18 protein-coding genes are annotated in these 19,475 nt (G+C 66.3%); 7 read left to right on the top strand and 11 right to left on the bottom strand.

What is annotated here, in order from left to right:
- Positions 1–216: 216 nt before the first annotated feature.
- The 5 genes from ACSQ3N_RS01885 to ACSQ3N_RS01905 all read right to left on the bottom strand — a co-directional run bounded on the left by ACSQ3N_RS01885 (position 217) and on the right by ACSQ3N_RS01905 (position 5,017).
- Positions 217–1,518 carry a DcaP family trimeric outer membrane transporter gene (locus tag ACSQ3N_RS01885; RefSeq protein WP_436145465.1) on the bottom strand — a complete coding sequence of 434 codons (1,302 nt, stop codon included), beginning with the start codon at positions 1,516–1,518 and terminating at the stop codon, positions 217–219.
- A gap of 48 nt (positions 1,519–1,566) precedes the next feature.
- On the bottom strand, positions 1,567–2,313 hold the full coding sequence (locus ACSQ3N_RS01890) for an amino acid ABC transporter ATP-binding protein (RefSeq protein WP_436145466.1): 747 nt from the start codon (positions 2,311–2,313) through the stop codon (positions 1,567–1,569).
- Complete coding sequence (locus tag ACSQ3N_RS01895; protein WP_436145467.1) at positions 2,310–3,092, bottom strand: amino acid ABC transporter permease; 783 nt, start codon at positions 3,090–3,092, stop codon at positions 2,310–2,312. The genes ACSQ3N_RS01890 and ACSQ3N_RS01895 overlap by 4 nt, the downstream gene beginning before the upstream one ends.
- A 35-nt stretch (positions 3,093–3,127) precedes the next feature.
- Positions 3,128–3,892, bottom strand: coding sequence for an ABC transporter substrate-binding protein (locus ACSQ3N_RS01900; RefSeq protein ID WP_436145468.1), 765 nt, complete (start codon positions 3,890–3,892; stop codon positions 3,128–3,130).
- Positions 3,893–4,258: 366 nt separating this feature from the next.
- Positions 4,259–5,017: a sulfite exporter TauE/SafE family protein gene (locus tag ACSQ3N_RS01905; RefSeq protein WP_436145469.1), complete on the bottom strand. Its 759-nt coding sequence runs from the start codon at positions 5,015–5,017 to the stop codon at positions 4,259–4,261.
- Positions 5,018–5,382: 365 nt separating this feature from the next.
- On the opposite strand from ACSQ3N_RS01905, the gene ACSQ3N_RS01910 reads away from it, so the two are divergent.
- Together ACSQ3N_RS01910 and ACSQ3N_RS01915 are read left to right on the top strand one after the other, a co-directional pair.
- A complete protein-coding gene (locus tag ACSQ3N_RS01910) occupies positions 5,383–6,726 on the top strand; it encodes an ammonium transporter (protein ID WP_436145470.1) in 1,344 nt (447 codons plus the stop codon).
- Between the two features lie 182 nt (positions 6,727–6,908).
- Positions 6,909–7,241, top strand: coding sequence for a hypothetical protein (locus ACSQ3N_RS01915; RefSeq protein WP_436145471.1), 333 nt, complete (start codon positions 6,909–6,911; stop codon positions 7,239–7,241).
- Positions 7,242–7,265: 24 nt separating this feature from the next.
- Here ACSQ3N_RS01915 and ACSQ3N_RS01920 read toward each other — a convergent pair whose 3' ends face one another.
- Positions 7,266–7,619 carry an antibiotic biosynthesis monooxygenase family protein gene (locus ACSQ3N_RS01920; protein ID WP_436145472.1) on the bottom strand — a complete coding sequence of 118 codons (354 nt, stop codon included), beginning with the start codon at positions 7,617–7,619 and terminating at the stop codon, positions 7,266–7,268.
- Between the two features lie 297 nt (positions 7,620–7,916).
- A complete protein-coding gene (locus ACSQ3N_RS01925; protein ID WP_436145473.1) occupies positions 7,917–9,629 on the bottom strand; it encodes a GMC family oxidoreductase in 1,713 nt (570 codons plus the stop codon).
- Between the two features lie 281 nt (positions 9,630–9,910).
- Between ACSQ3N_RS01925 and ACSQ3N_RS01930 the strand changes: the two genes are divergently transcribed.
- The 5 genes from ACSQ3N_RS01930 to ACSQ3N_RS01950 all read left to right on the top strand — a co-directional run bounded on the left by ACSQ3N_RS01930 (position 9,911) and on the right by ACSQ3N_RS01950 (position 14,816).
- Entirely contained in the window at positions 9,911–11,038 is a 1,128-nt protein-coding gene (locus ACSQ3N_RS01930) for an MlaE family ABC transporter permease (RefSeq protein WP_436147904.1), read from the top strand.
- A 35-nt stretch (positions 11,039–11,073) separates the two neighbouring features.
- Positions 11,074–12,000: an ATP-binding cassette domain-containing protein gene (locus ACSQ3N_RS01935; protein ID WP_436147905.1), complete on the top strand. Its 927-nt coding sequence runs from the start codon at positions 11,074–11,076 to the stop codon at positions 11,998–12,000.
- Positions 12,000–12,965, top strand: a complete 966-nt coding sequence (locus ACSQ3N_RS01940) for an MlaD family protein (RefSeq protein ID WP_436127434.1) — start codon at positions 12,000–12,002, stop codon at positions 12,963–12,965. The genes ACSQ3N_RS01935 and ACSQ3N_RS01940 overlap by 1 nt, the downstream gene beginning before the upstream one ends.
- Positions 12,966–13,108: 143 nt before the next feature.
- Entirely contained in the window at positions 13,109–13,795 is a 687-nt protein-coding gene (locus tag ACSQ3N_RS01945) for an ABC-type transport auxiliary lipoprotein family protein (protein ID WP_436145474.1), read from the top strand.
- A 238-nt stretch (positions 13,796–14,033) separates the two neighbouring features.
- Positions 14,034–14,816, top strand: coding sequence for a hypothetical protein (locus tag ACSQ3N_RS01950; protein WP_436145475.1), 783 nt, complete (start codon positions 14,034–14,036; stop codon positions 14,814–14,816).
- Between the two features lie 162 nt (positions 14,817–14,978).
- Here the strand turns inward: ACSQ3N_RS01950 and ACSQ3N_RS01955 are convergent, their stop codons facing one another.
- The 4 genes from ACSQ3N_RS01955 to ACSQ3N_RS01970 all read right to left on the bottom strand — a co-directional run bounded on the left by ACSQ3N_RS01955 (position 14,979) and on the right by ACSQ3N_RS01970 (position 19,475).
- On the bottom strand, positions 14,979–16,382 hold the full coding sequence (locus ACSQ3N_RS01955; protein WP_436145476.1) for an NAD(P)/FAD-dependent oxidoreductase: 1,404 nt from the start codon (positions 16,380–16,382) through the stop codon (positions 14,979–14,981).
- Between the two features lie 179 nt (positions 16,383–16,561).
- Positions 16,562–17,095 (bottom strand): hypothetical protein, encoded by a 534-nt coding sequence (locus ACSQ3N_RS01960; protein ID WP_436145477.1) that lies wholly within the window; start codon positions 17,093–17,095, stop codon positions 16,562–16,564.
- A complete protein-coding gene (locus ACSQ3N_RS01965) occupies positions 17,034–17,420 on the bottom strand; it encodes a hypothetical protein (RefSeq protein WP_436145478.1) in 387 nt (128 codons plus the stop codon). Before ACSQ3N_RS01965 ends, ACSQ3N_RS01960 begins: the two co-directional genes overlap by 62 nt.
- Positions 17,421–18,029: 609 nt before the next feature.
- On the bottom strand, positions 18,030–19,475 hold the full coding sequence (locus ACSQ3N_RS01970) for a DUF1501 domain-containing protein (protein ID WP_436145479.1): 1,446 nt from the start codon (positions 19,473–19,475) through the stop codon (positions 18,030–18,032).

Below are 19,475 nucleotides of genomic sequence, written 5' to 3' on the forward strand. Positions count from 1 at the left end.
TGGCTTTAAAAAAGAAAGGGCTGGTCGGTTCCCCGAACAGCCGCTTGCAAATGATGTCCTGCTCAGCGCCCTGTGCACAGCCTGCTGCCGCCGTACAGGCGCGGCCCACGCCAGGTAGCCGCGGAACTGGCTCTGCCAGGCCGCTGGCTGCGTCCCCCTCCCGTAGCGCGCAGCGCGTAGAGAGAGGGGTGAAGGCGCGCAGCGCCTCAGGGGGTGTCAATTAAAAAGATAGCGAGCCTGGAGATTCAGGCGCAGCATGTCGCCCTGCTGGCCATCAAACGTCGTGCGGCGGCCGCCGATCAGCTCGCCGCCCAGCTCCACGTTCTTGATCGGCAGGTAGTACATGCCGGCGTGCCATTGGTACAGCTTGTGGTTGCCTTCGGCGCCGTACGCGTTCACGTAGGCATCGCCCAGCTTGTTGCGCGAGCGCACCATGCCCAGCGACACGGTGCCGCGCAGCTTCTCGCTGAACACGTTGGACAGGCCCAGCACCACGCCGTGCGATTTGTCGAGGCGCACCGTGCCGCCATCCAGCACCGGGTAGTTGGTGCCCACCAGGTAGGCGCCATCACCGTCGCCGTCCAGGCGCGTGTACTGCGCCATCAGCGTGGTGGTGCCGGTGATCTTGTAGCCCGCGCCCAGGCCGAAGCCCATGCCGCGCTTGCTCACGCCGTCCACACGCTGCTCGTGCGACATCAGACGGGCGTTGACGTTGCCCCAGTCGAAGGCCTTGTCCACGCGGGCCACCAGGTTGGGGCTCCTGGCGCCGTCGGTGGGTTCTTCGATGGCGAACTGGAACTTGGCCAGGTTGGGGTCGTTGTACGTGTAGCGCACCTGCGTGGGGCGGCGGAAGGTCGCGCCGGGCGGGCCGTTGAAGTCCACCGTCTCGGGCAGGTTGTCGGTGTCCATGAAGGTCGACCAGGTCTGGCCGATGAGCCAGCCGGCGTACTCGCCGTAGGCATGGCGCAGGCGCAGGCGGCCCCGGTTGCACTCGCTGCCGCAGTAGGCATAGAAGTCGGCTTCGATCTTGGTGTTGAACGTGCCGATGGAGGTGGGCGTGGAGGTCTCGAAGCCGAAGCGCGAGGTCTGCGCGGTCAGGCTGGCCTTGCCCGAGTGGTTGTCACCCAGAGGCTGCTCCATCAGGTTGGTGAAGGTGTCGCCGGGTGCGGTGCCCTTGAAGTCCTTGACCATGTTGGCTTCTGCAAAACCGTAGATGCGGATCGATGTCTCGCTGCCCGGCAGGCGGAAGCTGCCCGGAATGTCGCCCAGCACCACGGCGTCCTTTTGCTTGAGCTCGACCGCGTCGATGCGGTCGTTCCAGGCCGATGCCGACGCGCCAGCGGGCGCTGCAGCCGGTGCCTGGGCCTGCTGGGCCTTGAGCTGGTTGAGCTCGGCACGCAGCGCCTTGAGCTCATTGCGCATCTCTTCGAAATCCTTGGGCGTTTGCGCAAACGCTGCGGGTGGCAGGCTGCACAGGCCGGCGGCCAGCAGGGCGAGGAACGTGTGGTTCAGTTTCATGGTCACTCCGGTAGGGGCTTGTGGTGGTTGTCGCAGAGCACCTGGATCTCAGGCGCCCATGCGTCCGATGAAGGCTCGGATGCGGTCGTTGGCGGGGTTGGTAAAAAATTCGCTGGGAGGTGCGTCGTGCGCGATGCGGCCCTGGTCGAAGAACATCACGCGGTCGGCCACCTCGCGGGCAAAGCCCATCTCGTGGGTCACCACGATCATGGTCATGCCGCCACGGGCGAGCTCGCGCATCACGTCGAGCACCTCCTGCACCATCTCCGGGTCCAGGGCCGAAGTGGGCTCGTCGAACAGCATCACCTGGGGCTGCATGGCCAGCGCGCGCGCAATGGCCACGCGCTGCTGCTGGCCGCCCGACAGTTGCCAGGGGTACTTGTGCGCGTGGTCCTGCATGCCCACGCGGCGCAGCAGGGCCATGGCCTGCTCGTTGGCCTGCGCACGCGGCGTGCGGCGGATGCGGCGGGGGGCCAGCGTCACGTTGTCCAGCACGCTCATGTGGCCGAACAGGTTGAACTGCTGGAACACCATGCCGACCTCGCTACGCTGCTTTTGCAGCGTGGCCAAATCGTCGGTGACTTCTTCGCCGCCGATGGTGATGAGGCCGGAGTCGTGCGGCTCGAGCCGGTTGATGGCGCGCAGCAGCGTGCTCTTGCCGGAGCCCGACGCACCGATGATCACGGTGACCTCGCCGGTGTTGAACACGGTCGACACATCCCGCAGCACCTGGTGGGCGCCGAACGACTTGCAGACCCGGTCCACCACGATGAAGGGTTTGGACGCGCCCGTCATTGATTGCGGCCTTCCACGTCGAAGCGGTATTCCACCGCGTTCGAGATCTGCGTGACCAGGGTGGTCAGCAGCAGGTAGGTGATGGCCACCGTGGACAGCGTGGCAATGGGCTGGAACGTGGCCGACTGGATGCGATTGCCCACATTGGTCAGCTCCACCACGCCGATGGCGTAGGCCAGCGACGAGTCCTTGAGCAGCGCCACGAAGTTGCTCACCAGCGGCGGCAGCGAGATCTTGAACGCCTGCGGAAACACCACGTCCATGAACACGTGCATCCGCCCCAGTCCCAGGGCCTTGGCTGCCTCGGTCTGGCCGCGCGGCACGGCCAGCAGGCCGGCACGGATGGCCTCGGCGTTGTAGGCACCCACGTTCAGGCCCAGCGCCAGCACGGCGGCCGCGAAGTCGGGCAGGTTCAGGCCCGGCACCAGCACCGGCAGCGCGAAGTACACGAACAGAATCTGCACCAAGAGCGGCGTGCCGCGGATGACCCAGATGTAGAAGCTCGCGACCCAGCGCACCGCTGCAAAGCGCGATGTGCGGGCGAGTGCCGCGGCGGTGCCCAGCACCAGCCCCACGCTGCCGCTGATCAGCGTGAGCCACAGGGTGGTGCGCGCGCCGTCAGAGAACGCCTGGGCGTTGGGGCCGATGGGATCGGGCAAAAAGGACAGCAAGGTGCCCAGCAGAGACAGCGCCAGCACCATCAGGATGACGGCCGAGACGAGCGTGGCGTTGCTGCGCTGCTGGCGGCTCCAGCGCTGCGGCCAAAAGGCAGTGAGCATGAAAAAAGACCCCGGTAGCTACAAGCGGGTCGTGCTTACTGGCAGCGGACGTCTTCGTTGAAATACTTCTTGGACAGCGCGGCATAGCTGCCGTCGGCCATGACTTCGGCCAGGGCCTTGTTCCAGCCGCCGGCCAGCGAGGTGTTGCCCTTGGCCACGGCGGCGGCGATGCGCTCGATGAACAGCATGTCGCCCAGCTTGAAGCCCGCGCCGGGGTTCTTCTCGGCCACGGCCTTGGCCACGAAGCGGTCGGTCACCCAGGCGTCCACGCGGCGCGAGTTCAGCGCGCTGCGGGCGTCCACGTCGGTGGGGAAGTTCTTCATTTCCTTGATGGAAGAGACCTTCTGCACGTTCTCGAGGTAGCTGGTGCCGGTCTGCACGGCCACCACCTTGCCCGCCAAGTCCTTGGCGCTCTTGATGGCGGGGTCCATGGCGATGATCATGCCGCCCGAGCAGTAGTGCGGGTCGGTGAAGGTCACGGCCTTTGCGCGCTCGTCGGTGATGCCGTGCGAGGCGATCACCAGGTCCCAGCGGTCCTGGCGCAGGCCGGTCAGCAGGGCATCGAAGCCCAGGGTCTTCCACTGGATGGTGACACCCATCTTCTTGGCCACCAGTTCGGCCGTCTCCACTTCGAAGCCCGTCAGCGTGGTGCCGTTGAAGAAATTGAACGGAGCGAACTGCCCCTCGGTCGCAATCAGGATCTTGCCGTCCTTCTTGACCTCTTCCAGCGTGCGGGCCTGGGCAGAAGTGAAAGCGGCACAAAGCGCGAGGGCGGTGGCTACAGCCTTGAACAATTTCATGGGAGGGGTCCTGTCAGGGGTATTTCAGGTACAAAAAATCCGGCATGCGGGTAGCAGGCCGGAGGCTGGTGGTTCGGACGCACAGCCATCGCAAAATGCGAAGCCTGCCGTCATCAAGTGGTAACGATTATAAATATGCGAATTTTTTCCTTGGGCCTGCGGACAACCCTCAAAGCCCCGTTGTGTGCCAATTCACAACAGGTTTAGAGCGGTGACTCCGAACTGGATGGGGTCCTGAAGCGCAAGCTACGGCCGACGGGTGTTGATACTGGCACGCGGCAGGCGAGTGCACCCGTGGATCCGGCTTCGCCGGTCCAGGGGGTGCGTCCCCCTTCAGGGGGAAGGCGCCGAAGGCGACTCAGGGGGTCATCTCAAGAACCCGTCGTAGCCGGTCTTGAGGATCAGCGTGCTCACCACCACGATGAAGATGCCGCGTACGAAGCCCGTGCCGTGCTTGAGCGCCAGGTGCGTGCCCAGCAGGCTGCCCACCACGTTGGCCACCGCCAGCGTCACCGCGAAGTGCCACCACACGTGGCCCTTGGCCGCGAACAGTGCGATGGCGGCAAAGTTGGTCGCGCAGTTGAGCAGTTTGGCCGACGCCGATGCGTTGAGGAAGTCATACCCCAGCAGCCGCACGAACAAAAAGACGAAGAAGCTGCCGGTGCCGGGTCCGAAGAACCCGTCGTAGAAACCGATCAGCACGCCGATCAGGCTGGCGGCCACCACCTCCGTGCGGCCGCTGTAGCGCGGCGTGTGGTGCCGCCCCAGCTCCTTCTTGGCCAGGGTGTAGGCCAGCACACCCAGCAGCACCAGCGGCAGCAGCTTGCGCAGAAAGTCCGCCGACATCACCGTCACGGCCCACGCGCCGGCGAAAGAGCCCGCGAACCCCGCGGCGGCCGCGGGCAGCATGGCGTGCCACCGCACCTGCACGCGCCGGCTGTACTGCCAGGTGGCCATGGCCGTGCCCCACACCGACGCGGCCTTGTTGGTGCCCAGCAGCGTGGCCGGCGGCGCCGCCGGAAAAGCCGCGAACAGCGCCGGCACCATCACCAGCCCCCCTCCGCCCACGATCGCGTCCACAAACCCTGCCAGCAGCGAGGCCAGGGTGATAAAAATCCATTCCATCGCTGGATTGTCGCACCCGGTGCGCTATCAATTCAGGAGTCATCGGTGCGCCCTGCGAGGCCGCACACGCTGCGAGCAGGCAAGAAAAAGGCGCTGGGATCGCCAGCGCCTGGAAAGGGTCTGCACCTCGTTGGGTGCTTTGAATATGTTTATTGGTAGAAAGTGTCTCCTCGGGCCCCTCGCTTGGCACACCGAAGCGCGCTCTCGAGTGCCGCAACTGTAACGGCCGCACCCCTGTGGTGCATTGGGGGTTTCCCGACCCCTTTCCGGGGCATGGGGCTGGGGCACCCCCTGCATCTCCCTGGCATTTTCTGCTGGCATGGCTCGTGCAACCTGCTTGTAACAATTTGCGATAAGGAGCCTTCATGCGGGGAACTGTGCACCGGATTGTGGCGTGGGTGGTCTTGACCTTGGGGCTGTGTGCGGCTGCGCTCGCGCAGGGCACGCCGCCGGACGCAGTGCCTGCGCCCGTGCGGCCCATGCTGGTGGCCCAGGACACGATCAGCGCTGCGCACACCGGTTGGATGATGACCTCGACCGCGCTGGTCCTGCTGATGACGCTGCCGGGCGTGGCGCTGTTCTATGCCGGCATGGTGCGCAAGAAGAACGTGCTCAACACCATGGCCAGCGTGGTCGCCGTCGCGGCGCTGGTCAGTCTGTGGTGGCTCGCGGCGGGCTATTCGCTGGCCTTCACGCCGGGCAGCCCGTGGTTGGGCGGGTGGGATCGGGCGGGCTTTGCCGGGCTGGACTTCGATCTCGCGGGCGGCAAGCTCGCGGTGAGCCATGTGGCGCCGCACATCCCCGAGTCGGTCTATGCCATGTTCCAGCTCACCTTCGCCATCATCACCGCCGCGCTGCTGGTGGGGGCGCTGGTCGAGCGCATGCGGTTTTCTGCGCTGCTCATCTTCACCAGCCTGTGGACCCTGCTGGTCTACGCCCCCGTGGCCCACTGGGTGTGGGAGCCCGGCGGCTGGCTCGCAAAGATGGGCGCGCTCGACTTTGCGGGGGGCTCGGTGGTGCACGTCAACGCGGGCGTCGCGGGCCTGGTGTGCGCCTGGTACCTGGGGCGGCGCACCGGCTACGGGCGCGAGCCGTTCGAACCCTACAACCTGGGGCTCACCATGGCGGGCGCCGGCATGCTGTGGGTGGGCTGGTTTGGCTTCAACGCGGGCTCTGCCGTGGCGGCCGATGGCCGTGCGGGGCTGGCGATGGCGGTCACGCACCTGGCGGCGGCCGCGGGCGCCCTGTCGTGGATGGTGGGCGAGTGGATCGTGCGCGGCCGCCCGTCGCTGCTGGGGCTGTGCTCGGGCCTCATCGCGGGCCTGGTGGCCATCACGCCTGCCGCAGGTTTTGTCACGCTGCGCTCGGCGGTGGTCATCGGGTTGGTGGCGGGCCTGGCCTGCTACTGGGGCGCCACGGGGCTCAAGCGCCTGCTGCGTGCCGATGATTCGCTGGATGTGTTCGGCGTGCATGGCATCGGCGGCATCGTGGGCTCGCTGCTCACCGGCGTGCTGGCCAGCCCCACCGTGGGCGGTGTGTCGGGCAGCCTGCTCACCCAGGCCATCGGTGTGGGCGCCGTGATGGCCTACAGCTTGGTGGTCACGGGTGTGCTGCTGTGGATCACCAACTTTGTGGTGGGCCTGCGGGTGGACGAGCTGAGCGAGCAGACGGGGCTGGACATCGCGCAGCACCGTGAGCGGTTGGGGTAGCTATGGCTCCCCCTGAGTCGCCTTCGGCGCCTTCCCCCTGGGGGGGGACGCCACCGGTGGCCTGGCGAAGCCAGTTCCACGGTGGCCCTCGCCTGGGGCGTGCGGGCTCGAAGGCCGTGGGCAGGGCCACCTTCAGACGTTACTTCCACTGAACTGTGATCCCTATGTCTCAAGGAGCGACCATGCCTGATTCCGACAAGCTGGCCATTGCCGCCCACCTGCACGTGCTGCTGCGCCGCAAGACGGGGCGTGTGACGGACACCGAGTGGATGGCCGTGAACGTGGACTATGCGGCCGAGGTGGTGCGCTTTGCGCGCCAGCGCGCGCTGGAAGACGGTGTGCCCGAGCTGGCCGACTGGGCCGACCGGCTGGACCACGCCATGCACGCGGTGCCACCGCCTGCGCCGCGCCGCCCCCTGCTGGACGTGGCGACCCAGGCCATGCGCCAGCGCAGTGCGCCTGCCGCGCCCGAGCCCGCTCCCGAGGTGCCGCGCTATGTGGGCGGTATCCGCTAGCGGATGTCCCGCCGCCGGTATGGCTCAGTGCGCGGGAGCGCCGCCGCCGGCAAACAGGGCGGCAGTGGGCAGCAGGCCTGTGAGCTTGTCGTCGCCATAGGTGCGCAGCCCCTGCGACACCACCACCTGGTAGCCGTTCAGCCACTGCGCCTGCGCGGCCTTGGCTTCGAGGTGGGTGGGGTGACTGATGATTGCCTGCAGGGCCTCGAGCGACTGCCAGTAGTACACGTTGGAGACGAGGCCCCGCGCCGTGTCCTCCCACGTTTCCTCGCCCAGGTAGCCGTCGATGGAGCGGGCGGCGGTGGCAATCGCCTGGTCCAGGCGGTGGAACGTGTCGTCGAACTGCCGGGTGGCAAAGATGAAGGTGGAGGAGTACATGGGGCGCGATGGTAGTCACATCGGATGTGGTCACCTCAGCTCACCTCCGATCCCGCTTGATTGACTGCCTGCCTGCGAGCATTGGCGGGTGGTGCAGGGGATCGCTGCGGTTTGTTCCGGGACCCTGCCCAGTGACTCCAAACAACCAAGAACCGTTCACGCTGAGCCCGTCGAAGCGCGGCGCAGGCTTCGACAAGCTCAACCCGAACGGATGGGGGAGTGCTTGAACCCGCCGCCCATCACGCCCCGCATCACTTCCGCATCAGGCCCCCGTCACGCCCCCAGTCACATCCCACGTCATGCCGCTTGGCGCGCGGCCTGCCGCGCTTTCACGATCCACTCCGCCGCCTTCTCCGCCAGCATCAGCGTGGGAGAGTTGGTGTTGCCGCTGGTGATGGTGGGCATGGCGCCCGCATCCACCACGCGCAGGCCGGCCACCACGGCGCCGGGGCCGTTGCGCGGGTCGCGCACGCGCATCTGCGAGTCCAGCACGGCCATCGGGTCGCCGTCGCGGCCCATCTTGGTGGTGCCCACGGGGTGGAAGATGGTGGTGGCGATGTCGCCGGCCAGGCGGGCCAGGTCTTCGTCGCTTTCGAACTGCACGCCGGGCTTCCATTCTTCGGGCTGGTACGCGGCCAGCGCGGGCTGGGCCACGATGCGGCGCGTGACGCGCAGGCTGTCGGCGGCCACCTGGCGGTCTTCGGGCGTGGAGAGGTAGTTGGGCGCGATGGCCGGTGCGGCCTTGAAGTCGGGCGCCTTGATGTTCACCGTGCCGCGGCTCGTGGGGTTCAGGTTGCACACACTGGCCGTGAACGCCGGAAAGCTGTGCAGCGGCTCGCCGAAGGCATCGAGCGACAGCGGCTGCACGTGGTATTCGATGTTGGGGTAGGGCTGGCTTGCGCTGCTGCGCGTGAACGCGCCCAGCTGGGACGGCGCCATGCTCATGGGGCCGCTGCGCTTCATGGCGTATTCCAGGCCGATCTTGGCCTTGCCCCACAGCGAGCCGGCCATGGCGTTGAGCGTGGGCACGCCATTGACCTTGAACACCGCGCGGATCTGCAGGTGGTCCTGCAGGTTGGCCCCCACGCCCGGCAGGTCGACGGCCACGTCGATGCCGTGCTGGCGCAGCAGCGCGGCGGGGCCGATGCCCGACAGCTGCAGCAGCTGCGGCGAGTTGACGGCGCCGGCGCACAGGATCACCTCGTCGGTGGCGTGGGCGGTGACCATCTCGTGGCCGTCCCACACCTGCACGCCGGTGCAGCGCTTGGTGCCGTCGGGCTGGGTCTCGACGACGAGCTTGGCGGTCTGCGCGCTGGTCCACATCTCGAAGTTGGGGCGGCCGTAGCAGGTGGGGCGCAGGAAGGCCTTGGCCGTGTTCCAGCGCCAGCCGCTCTTCTGGTTGACCTCGAAGTAGCCCACGCCTTCGTTGTCGCCGCCGTTGAAGTCGTCGGTGGCCGGAATGCCCGCCTGCTGCGCGGCCTGGGCGAAGGCGTCCAGCACGTCCCAGCGCAGGCGCTGCTTTTCGACCCGCCACTCGCCGGTGCTGCCGGTGGACTTGTTGCCGTGCAGGCGCTTGAAGTTTTCATTCACGCCGCCGGGCTGGTCCAGGCGCCAGTGGTCCTCGTGGCGGCGAAAGTGGGGCAGGGTGTTCTCCCAGCGCCAGCTGGCGTCGCCGGTCAGCTCGGCCCACTGGTCGTAGTCGCGGGCCTGGCCGCGCATGTAGATCATGCCGTTGATGCTGCTGCACCCGCCCAGCGTCTTGCCGCGCGGGTAGCGCAGGGTGCGGCCGTTCAGGCCCGCGTCGGGTTCGGTGTGGTAGAGCCAGTCGGTGCGCGGGTTGCCGATGCAGTACAGGTAGCCCACGGGGATGTGGATCCAGTGGTAGTCGTCCTTGCGGCCGGCTTCGATCAGCAGCACGCGGTAGCGGCCGTCGGCGCTCAGGCGGTTGGCGAGCAGGGCGCCGGCGGTGCCGCCGCCGATGATGATGGTGTCAAACGTGGTGTCGCTCATGGGCAGGGCAGATCGGATCGGGGCAGCGGTGCTGGCAGGGTGGGTCGGTGCGCCATTGTGCGGATCGCACATGCCCTGTCGATAGGGGTCCTGCCTATTGCTATTGTTTTAATAGCTGGTGGCGCTTTAAGGTCCAGCGGTAGGGGGCTGTTTGATATTAATTTCACGCACGGAAGGCCTGCAGCCCTGCCTTCGGCGGGCGTAAATCCTACGCGCTGCGGTGGCGCGGCTCCGCTACCATGCAGCCTCTCTCATCCCATGGCGGCCGCGCCGCCCAGTCCATGACCGACCCAGCACCCCGCATCGTTCGCACCGAAACGCCCCAGGGCGCGTGTGCGCAACTGCATGGGCGCTGGGGCGCGGCCGAGCTGGGCACCCGCAGGCAGTGGGCGGCCGTCTCGGGACAACTGCAATCCAACCCCGCCGCGCCTGACCTGGGCTGGGACCTGACGCCGCTGCAATGGCTGGACCATGTCGGCGCGCAGCTGGTGTGGAACCACTGGCAGCGGGCCTGGCCCGCGCAGCTGGACTGCACCGACGCCCAGCGCGACATGCTCGAACGCGTGGCGGAGCTCACCACCGGCACCGAACCGCCGCGCGAGCCGTGGCGGCTGGCCGAAGAGGTGGACCGGCTGGGCCTGCTGGTGCTGCATGGCGTGAACCACGCGCGCCACATGCTCGAAATGGTGGGCCAGCTGGTGCTGGACATGGGCCGCCTGGCGCGCAACCCGCGCCGCGGGCCCTGGCGGGATGTGTCGGGCCACCTGTACCGTATGGGAGCGACGGCGCTGCCCATCACGGCGCTGGTGGGCTTTCTGATCGGGGTGGTGCTGGCCTACCTCATGAGCCTGCAGCTGCGCCAGTTCGGGGCCGAGTCCTTCATCGTGAACATCCTGGGCATCTCGCTGATCCGCGAGCTGGGGCCCATGCTGGCCGCCATCCTGGTCGCGGGCCGCTCGGGCTCGGCCATCACCGCGCAGATCGGCGTGATGCGCGTGACCGAAGAACTCGACGCCATGCGCGTCATGGGCATCCCGCACGGCTTTCGGCTGGTGATGCCGCGCACCATCGCGCTGGCCATCGCCATGCCGCTCATCAGCCTGTGGACCACGCTGGCCGCGCTGGCCGGGGGCATGCTGGCGGCCGACCTGGCCATGGACATTTCTCCCGCCTACTTCGCGCAGGCGCTGCCCGCCGCGGTGAAGGTGGGCAACCTGGGGCTGGCCATGGCCAAGTCGGTGGTGTTCGGTGCCTTCATCGCGCTCATCGGCTGCCACTGGGGCCTGCGCGTCAAGCCCAACACCCAGAGCCTGGGCGAAGGCACGACGGCGTCGGTGGTGACGTCGATCACCATGGTGATCATCGTGGATGCGCTCTTTGCCATCGGCTTCAAGAACATCGGTATATGAGCGCCCTATCGAATCAATCGTCGCCCGGTGTCGCCATGACGGAGCGCATCGCGAAGCCCGAGCACATCGCCGTGGCGCCGGACGAGCCGCCGGTGGTGGACGTGCGCGGGCTGTGGAGCATTTTCGGCAAGGGCACGGAAGCATTCACCGTGCACCAGGACCTGAACTTCAGCGTGCAGCGCGGCGAGATGCTGTCGCTGGTGGGTGGCTCGGGCACGGGCAAGACGGTGCTGCTGCGCCAGATACTGGGCCTGGCCAAGCCGGCGCGCGGCACGGTGACGGTGCTGGGGCGGCCGGCGTCGGAGATGGGGCGCGAGGGCGCGGCCAGCCGCGTTGGCATGCTGTTTCAGCACGGGGCGCTGTTCTCGGCCTTCAACGTGCTCGACAACGTGGCCTTCGCGCTGCGGGAGCAGGGCACGCTGCCCCACGATTTGGTGCGCGACGCGGCGCTGGTCAAGCTGCAGATGGTGGGCCTCAAGCCCGAGCACGCAAGCCGCATGCCGTCCGATTTGTCCGGCGGCATGGTCAAGCGCGTGGCGCTGGCGCGTGCGCTCATCATGGACCCGCCGCTGCTGCTGCTCGACGAGCCCACGGCAGGGCTCGACCCGAACAGCTCCGACGAATTCTGCGCGCTGCTGCGCGAGCTGCGCGCGGCGCTGGGGCTGACGGTGGTGATGGTCACGCACGACCTGGACACCCTGTTCGCGCTGAGCACCCGCGTGGCCGTGCTGGCCGACAAGAAGGTCATCGTCACCGGGCCACCGCACGAGGTGGCGCATTTCAAGCACCCGTTCATCGAGCAGTTCTTCATGGGCGAACGGGGCCAGCGCGCCATGGCGCCGGTGCAGGCCCCCGCACCCGAATCCGCATCCGCATCAATCACTGAACCCGCACCTCCACCTGCATTGGCGCAGGGCCCCGCGCAGCCGGCCGCACCCCAGCCCGACAAGGAACACACCTGATGGAAAACAAATCCCACGCGCTTGCCGCAGGCGTCTTCGTGCTGGTGGTGGCCGCCATGCTGGCGGGCCTGGCCATCTGGCTCACGCGCGACAGCGCCAACTACGAGCAATTCGAGCTGTCCACCAAGGACGGCGTGGGCGGCCTGCAGCCCCAGGCCGCCGTGCGCTACAAGGGCGTGGCGGTGGGCAAGGTCACCCGCATCGGGTTCGACCCGCAGGTGAGCGGCAACGTGCTCATCCGCATCGCTGTGAACGAGCAGGCGCCCATCAGCCCCACCACCTTTGCCGTGCTGGGCTACCAGGGCGTCACGGGCCTGGCCCACATCCTGCTGGACGACGCCGAAAAGCCCTACCCCGAACTGCCCCCGGGCCCAAGCGGCCTGCCGCGCCTGCCCATCAAGGCGTCGCCGTTCGGCAAGCTGGCCGAACAAGCCCCCGCCATCCTGAGCCAGGTCGAAGAAGCCACGCGCCGCGTGAACCAGATCCTGTCGGACAGCAACCAGCAAAAGCTCTCCGAGGCCATCGGCAACATCGCGCTGGCCGCCGGCAGCGTCAACACGCTGACCCAGCGGCTCGATGCCACCGTGGCCCAGCGCCTGGACCCGGCCCTGGCGTCCATACCGCCCTTGGCCAACGACGCGCGCAAGACGCTGCAGTCGCTGCAGCAGGCGGGTGCCAGCGTGTCGTCGCTGGCGGCCGACGTGAGCAAGACCACCGAGCGCCTGGGCGCCGACGGCGGGCCCATCGACCAAATCACCATCGGCACGCAATCGCTGGCGCGCGCAGCCGACCAGTTCAGCACCACCACGCTGCCACGCCTGAACCGCGCGGCCGACGACACTTCGCGCGCTGCACGGCAGTTGAGCCGCACCGCGGGCGGCGTGTCGGACAACCCGCAACTGTTCATCTACGGCTCGGGACGCGTCCCGCCCGGCCCTGGTGAAGCGGGGTTCAGCCCCCCCTGAGTCGCCTGCGGCGCCTTCTCCCGAAGGGGGACGCACCCGGTGCCCCAGCGAAGCCGGTTCCACGGGTGCGCTGGCATCCCGGCAGCGCCAGTCGTGGTGAAGCGTGTGGCGATGCCGCCGAAATGGATCACTGAGGAATGCACATGAAGACTATCAAAAGCATAGCTGGCCGCGCTTATCTATCCAGCGCTAGCGCCGTTTTGGGCTTGATCCTGCTGGCTGGCTGCTCGGCCCTGCCCACGCCGCCCGCACGGCCCGTGCTGTACGACTTCGGCCCCGGCGCGCTGGCCCCGGTGCCCACCGACCGGCGCGCACCGCTGCCGCCGCTGGCGCTGGCCGACGTGGACGCGCCCGGCCTGCCCGAAGGCAGCAACGCCGTGCTGTACCGCCTGATGTACGCCGACACCCAGCAGCTGCGCCCCTACAGCCAGGCGCGCTGGAGCCAGCCGCCCGCGCAGCTGGTGCAGCAGCGCCTGCGCGAGCAACTGGGCCAGCGCCGCGCCATCCTCAAGGCCGACGACGCCGCCGCCCAGGCGCGCGACCCGGCCCAGGGCAGCCGCCTGCCATCGGTGCTGCGCGTGGAGCTGGAAGAGTTCAGCCATGTGTTCACCAGTGCCACGGACAGCGCCGGCGTGGTGCGGCTGCGCGCCACGGTGGTGGACCTGACGCTGAACGGCGAGGCACTGCGCGGCCAGCGCGTGTTCATCGTGCGCACCCCCGCGCGCAGCGCCGACGCCGCGGGCGGCGTGGCCGCTCTGTCGGACGCGTCGACACAAGTGGCGCAAGAGCTGGGCCAGTGGCTGGAGCAGGTGGCCGACGCGCGGCCCTGATGCCGCCGCCGTGAGGCGCGGCCCCGCGGGGCCACCCCGCCGTGCGTTCCATGGCGGTCTTTGTGCATGCACCGCCTTTCGTTCGAAAGAATTCCAGGCCGGTGCGCACAGCACGTGCGTTGCGTGATGGAAACAGGGACGCATTCCCAGGCGCATCCCCGGCGCACTGGCAGCCGCTGTGCGTACCATGCGGCTTCCCGTTTCCCAAAAATCACACAACACACCGAGAGGGGTTCCCATGTTCATCGTCTGGGGGAAGAAGCTCGTCTATCGAAAACTCGGCCATGTGGCCGATTTCTGCCCTATCTGCCGCAAGCCGCGGCCCTTCGTGCTGCGGCGCCTGGGCTCGGCGGGGCACGTGTACTACATCACCGTGAGCCAGGGCGAACTGGTGGGCTACGAGCGCACCTGTGCGCGGTGCGGCACCGCGTTCAACGCCGAGCCCACCCACTACGCGGCGGTGGCGTCCCAACCGGCGTCTTTGCCCGAGCTGGCGCGGCAGACCTTCCCGAACCTGGAGCAGGCCTGGAAGGAGCGGCTGGACCTGGAGCGGCAGCTGCGCGAAGACCCGCGCGCCCTGCATGCCGATGACCGCAAGGCGCTGATCCGCAGCCCGTTTTTGCTGCTGTCGCCCAAGGTCGAAAAGCGTTTTGCCTCCACCCATTTCGACAAGGAGGTCGGTATCTCGGCGCTGGTCGCGCTGGGCTTGATGATCGCCGGGCCCGCCCTCGTGCACAAGCTGTCCCCCGACTCGTCCGACCTGGCCGTGCTGGTGTTCATGGCCCTGGGCGTGCTGCTCGTGATCGTGCAGATGGTGCTGGCGGGCGGGCGGTTCATGCGGCGCGAGGTGGTGCCGGTGCTCGCGCAGTGCCTGCGGCCCCTGCAACCCACGCCCGGTGAGCTGCAGACCGTGATGGCAGAGCTCAAGACCCTGCGGCACAAGATGGCCTGCAAGCTCAAGCTGCCGGAGCTGGTGGCGCACCTCTCGGGTGAGGAAGCCGCGGCCGCTGTGCGCCGTTGAAGGCGGCTGGCGAAGCTGGTACGCGTCGCCGCTGCCTCCGCCGCTGCTGCTGGCGGACGCAGCGGGCCGCCCTGCGCCGCTGCACCTGCTACCGGCTAGGGGCTCTGGACTGTGCCTCTTTACTCCTGGCTCCTGCTGCGTGCATCCTGTAGCCACCGCCCATCAGGGCGGCGGTGCTGCCTTCGGCGCTGTGCCTGCCGCCACCGACGGCTGCCCCTCGATCCCCGTCACCACCCGCGCATAGCGCGCAAAGCTCCAGTACGCCCAGGCCCAGTCCATCAGCACGACCAGCCGGTTGCGAAAGCCGATCAGGAAGTACACGTGCGCGAACAGCCAGAACAGCCACGCGAAGTAGCCTGAAAACCGCACCGGCCCCGCGGGCGAGGTCAGGTCCACCACCGCCGAGTTGCGGCCGATGGTGGCCAGGTTGCCGTAGTCGCTGTAGCGAAACGGCTGCGTGGGCTGGCCCCCGAGCCGCCGCAAAATATTGGCCGCCGCGGTGCGGCCCATCTGCTTGGCACCGGGCGACACGCCGGGCACCGGCTTGGGCTCGTGGCCGGGCGCATGGCTCTGGGCCGAGGCCAGGTCGCCGATCACACTGATCTCCGGGTGGCCGGGCAGCGACAGGTCCGGCGCCACCACCACGCGGCCCGCGCGGTCGGTGGTGCAGCCGGTGGCTTCGGCCAGGTGCCGGCCCAGCGGCGAGGCCGCCACCCCGGCCGCCCACACAATGCATTTGCTCTTGATTTGATAGCTGTTGGCGCCTGCTGAACCAGCGGTAGCGGGCGATTCCACCATCAAACCTTCAGCATCAATGGCCGTGACACGGGCCTGCAGCCGCACCTCCACGCCCAGCTTCTCCAGTTGCTCCTTCGCGCGCTGGCTCAGCGCCTCGGGCATGGCCTGCAGCACCCGCGCGCCGCCTTCGAGCAGGATGATCTTGGCGCTGGCCGGGTCGATGTGGCGAAACTCGCCGGGCAGCGTGTGGTTGGCGATCTCGGCCAGCGTGCCCGCCATCTCCACCCCCGTGGGCCCGGCGCCCACCACGACGAAGTTGAGCCAGTCGGCGCGGCGCTGCACGTCGGCCTCTTTCTCCGCCGCCTCGAACGCCAGCAGGATGCGCCGGCGGATCTCGAAGGCGTCGTCCAGCGTCTTGAGCCCCGGCGCATGCGTGGCCCACGCGTCCTGGCCGAAGTAGCTGTGCGTGGCGCCTGCCGCCACCACGAGGTGGTCGTAGTGCAGAGGCTCGGACGGGTGGGGCCCGTCCTTCAAATGCACCGTGCGCGCCGCCACATCGATGCGCTGGACCTCGCCCAGCAAAGTGGTGACGTTGGGCTGCTGGCGAAACAGGTGCCGTATGGGCGCCGCAATGGCCGGGGCCGACAGCCCGGCCGTGGCCACCTGGTACAGCAGGGGCTGGAAGAGGTGGTGGTTGGTCTTGTCGATCAGCGTCACATCCACCGCGGCGCCCCGCAGCGCACGCGCGGCTTCCAGGCCGCCGAAGCCGCAGCCGATGATGACGATGCGGGGGCGGGGCGACGGAGGCGAAGAGGATGAAGGTGTCATCCGGCCATTATTAGCGCTCAGCATTGCGGTTGCTCTTCTTGGCCCTGACAAGCATGGCAGCACGACCTTGGCGCAGCTTGTCGGCCGAATTGTTCAAGTTCGGAGCTGCAACCCCTCGTTGGCGCGTTGATGGACGCAGCCCGCTGATGTGCGGAAGCGCTGCGCGAGGCTAGATTGAGTTAATGGTTAACGGTCTTCAATAAATTGAATTTAGAACCATCAAACTGGTAATAGTGGGTGCCAGATCCTTGCTCATTCCTGCTCCCTTGAACAATGAGAAGAGCACTGTCTTTCTGAAAAGCGAGGGGTTCCACGACCTGGAGCGGCCAATTGGATACAGTGAACGGCAGCATCACCACACGCCCCGTCACGGTGTCGATTGCACCGCCCATCACACAACCAGAACCGCAGCCCCACGTAGCAAGGATATAGTGCCCTGCAAAATTGATGGGTTGTCTTGCTGCGGATTTGAGTTGAGAGATGTACGGAGTAGCGTCAGCGGAAGTTAATTTCGGCAGTACTGAGCTTTTTTTAGTTGCAACGCCTATCTTGTATGTGTCGAAGCTGATGGGGTGAGAGTGGTCGGCGGCAGAAGCAGAGGTTGAATAAATGATTAATGCAATGCAAAGAGATTGCGGATTTATTTTCATTTTAGTACCAATGGTGCTTTTCCCAAAACGCTTTTGCCTTCTGTGATGAATGATAGCGTCCATATATATAGTGGATGCCCCCTTGGCATTCTTCCACTGCGTTGCCAAAAGATTTTTCTCCGTTGGGGTTTAACGGATATTGTGCCATCAGGAGTTGAAAAAGTCCTCTCGCTGTCGATGATCCATTGCGCACTCCAACAACACCTCCCGATTCTTGCGCCATGATCCATAGCAAATCGTCGAAATCCGTTACTGCTATATTTTCTTTCTCCATGGCTTCTTTTAGTGCCATTTGCACATGTAGCGACACAATGTTAGGGGATTTCGCTTTCCACTTGTGTCGTGCCGTTTTTAGAGGCCGGTGCGTATGCAGGTGGTCATGAGTCATACGAATTGAAAATATATGTAATTGTGTTGTTATGGGTACGCGACGCGAACCATAAGGGCCATGATTTCGTATGAAATATTACTTCGCAGTCATAGTATTGGTTGGTTTATTTTTGTCCAACTTTGATAGTCCATGCTGAAGACGTTTGACGCGCAGTTGATAAATTGGGCCTCATAATAGGCTGTAGCAAAATTCTGGATATGGCTGTCGTCGCGCAGGCACACCGTTGATTTATCAGTGGGCTGAGGAATCGATGGAAAGACGATCGGAGTGAAGCGGCTAGTTGAAATAATTAACCCTGCAAATATATCTGCAGGGTTTATTGTTGTTGGCATGTCTCGAATGCTCAGTTGCCGATTGATTGCAATTTAATAAAATATTAATTATTTAATTAAATATGCTGTTCGGCTTTTTAGTGCTAGGGTGGGGTGCAAATGCTATTGGGCATTGCTGTGGGGGTCACCCATTGAACGCCCCCTGAGCGCGAATGGCCCAATATGCGATTGAAATTCGAATACCGGGCTTTGCCGAATATATCTATCAATTAGATGGATCGGCAGTTCGTGAAATGGCTTGAACCTGACACAGGGCGGTCAGGCCCACCAATCTTCACGCCATGAATCCCAGATTCGCCGGATAGTCCGCCCCGCCAAAGTGGCTCAGATTCGGCAGCACGCCCGGCAGTTCGGTGTTGCTCACACCGAACCAGCTGGCCAGCGTGGCCGCGTACTGGTCGACCGAGGTGCTGGGCAGCAGGCGGCCCTGGCCCACGTGCCACTGGTCGTTGGCGTCGGCCGTGTTGGTGATGCTGACCGGCGGCGCCTTGCCGTAGAAGGCCTTGCCCTTGACCGCACCGCCGACCATCAGGTGGTGGCTGCCCCAGCCGTGGTCCGAGCCGTCGCCGTTGGAGCTGAGCGTGCGGCCGAAGTCCGACGCGGTGAACGCGGTCACCTTGTCGGCCAGGCCCAGCTCTGCCGTGGCGTTGTAGAACGCGGTCATGGCTTCGCTCACGCGCTGCATCAGGACGGGCTGCTGCGAGATCAGGTTGTCGTGCAGGTCGAAGCCTCCCAGCGACACCATGAACACCTGCCGTTTGCTGCCCAGCGCGGTGCGCGCGCCGATCAGGCGGGCCACCATCTTGAGCTGGTCTGCCAGCGGGTTGTTGGTGGGGAAGGCTGTGGTCAGGTTGACCCCGGCCAGCCCGGAGGTGATGGTGGCTTCGGCGCCGACGGCGCGTGCGGTGATGCGGTTGTATTCGTTTTCCAGCGCCTGGCCGCTGTTTTGCTGGATCAGCGAGGTGAGCGCCGAGCGCACGGCGGTCGAGCCGTAGACGTTGTTCTTGACGCCGTTGATCGGAATCGCGCCGCTGGTGCTGACCTGGTACTGCAGCGCCGAGTCGCCCGACAGGAACACCGCGTTGCCGGTGACGGAGATGCAGGTGAACAGCGAGGTACCGTTGGACGACAGCGCCAGGTCGCCCAGGTTGCCGCCCCAGCCGACGGTGGAGCCCTCGGGCGAGGACGACTGCCACACCGACTGCTGGTCGTTGTGCGAAAAGAGCTTGGGCGGCAGCGGGTACAGCGCGCGGTTGCTGCTGTTGTACTGCGCGCGCGTCAGCGGCACCACCAGTGGCCCCACGTTCAGCTGCACCGCAGCCTTGCCGGTGTTGAACAGGTTGGTCAGCCCCGTCATCGACGGGTGCAGCGCGTACTGGCGCCCGCCGGCCAGCGGCGTGGTGGGCGCCAGCAGCGTGGGTGTGAGCGCGGACTTTGCCAGGGCGATGCCACCGGCCGACTGCCCGCCACCGCCGCCGCGGATGGTGCTGTACTTGTTGTAGCTGTCGTCGTCGTAGGTGATGACGGTGTTGCCGTAGTCGTTGCCGCCATACAGAAAGACGCAGACGAGCGCCTTGTAGTCGGTGGCGGTGAAGGCCGCTGCCTCGCCGACGGCGGCGAGGTTGAGCGCAAATGGCAGGGCGGTGCCGGCGATGCCCAGTTGGGCCGAGCGGCGCAGGAAGGCGCGGCGGGAATGGAGTTCGGGCTGGATGAATTGCAT

This window comes from Acidovorax sp. LjRoot194 (genome assembly GCF_964253015.1).
Classification (GTDB): Bacteria; Pseudomonadota; Gammaproteobacteria; order Burkholderiales; family Burkholderiaceae_C; genus Acidovorax.